This window comes from Oleiphilus sp. HI0079 (genome assembly GCF_001635105.1).
The window spans coordinates 1-1,018 of record NZ_LWFT01000098.1 but is presented as its reverse complement, the minus strand read 5'-3'; the positions used below and the strand labels follow the sequence as shown (position 1 = coordinate 1,018).

At 49.5% G+C, this 1,018-nt stretch carries 1 protein-coding gene; it reads left to right on the top strand.

Annotated features, from left to right (window positions below):
- Positions 1 to 934: chemotaxis response regulator protein-glutamate methylesterase (locus A3750_RS01435; RefSeq protein ID WP_082873159.1), on the top strand; the 934-nt coding region annotated here is incomplete at its 5' end.
- Between the last annotated feature and the right edge of the window lie 84 nt (positions 935 to 1,018).

Below are 1,018 nucleotides of genomic sequence, written 5' to 3'. Positions count from 1 at the left end.
TCCGTATGATGCTCGAGATAAGATTAAAGCGCTAAATCCGGATGTTCTTACATTGGATGTAGAGATGCCCAAGATGGATGGAATCTCCTTTCTCAAGAATCTAATGCGACTAAGACCTATGCCCGTGGTGATGATTTCAACTCTTACCGCATCTGGGGCACCTGTTACCCTTGACGCATTGGAGATTGGCGCTGTTGACTACGTCTGTAAACCACAAGGTGGAGCTTGGGGCGAGCTGGCACAGTACGCTACGGTTATTCAGGAAAAAGTGCGATCTGCTGCAAGCGCAAATATGTTGGCGCAAGAGTCTCGCCCTGCGCCAGGAGTGCCGAAGTCTCATACCGGGGAGGATCGCTTTAAAGTAGGGAAAGTGATTTGCATTGGGAGTTCGACAGGGGGCACTGAGGCATTGAAAGAAGTTCTCCGTTATATGCCCAAAAACTGTCCTCCCATCCTAATGGCACAACATATACCGGCGGCTTTTAGCGCCACTTTTGCGGCCCGGCTTAATGACACAATGCCGATTGAGGTATATGAGGCGAAAGCGGGCATGCCGCTCAAGTCTGGGTGTGCGTATCTGGCCCCAGGAGACAGACACCTCCGTATAGCAAAACGTGAAAACCGTCTCGTCACATCATTGTTAGATGGAGACAAGGTGAATGGCCATATCCCCTCAGTGGATGTGTTGTTTGATTCTGCTATTGAGCATGTAGGGAGATTTTGCGTTGGTGCCGTCTTAACCGGAATGGGGGTGGATGGTGCAGCAGGGTTGCGCCGGATGCGCGATGCGCGAGGGCATACCATCGCCCAGGATGAAGCATCCAGTGTTGTCTGGGGGATGCCTGGAGCGGCTGTGAAAATGGGTGGCGCAGTTGATGTCTTGCCAATATCGAAGATAGGCAATGCATTGTTGGATGCATGTAAAATTCAATAATAACTGTGACACTTATCGCTCTTTGGTATGGCAGTACTGAAATTATAAACTAAGCTTCCCTTACTCAATTTTAAGTAAGGTGAT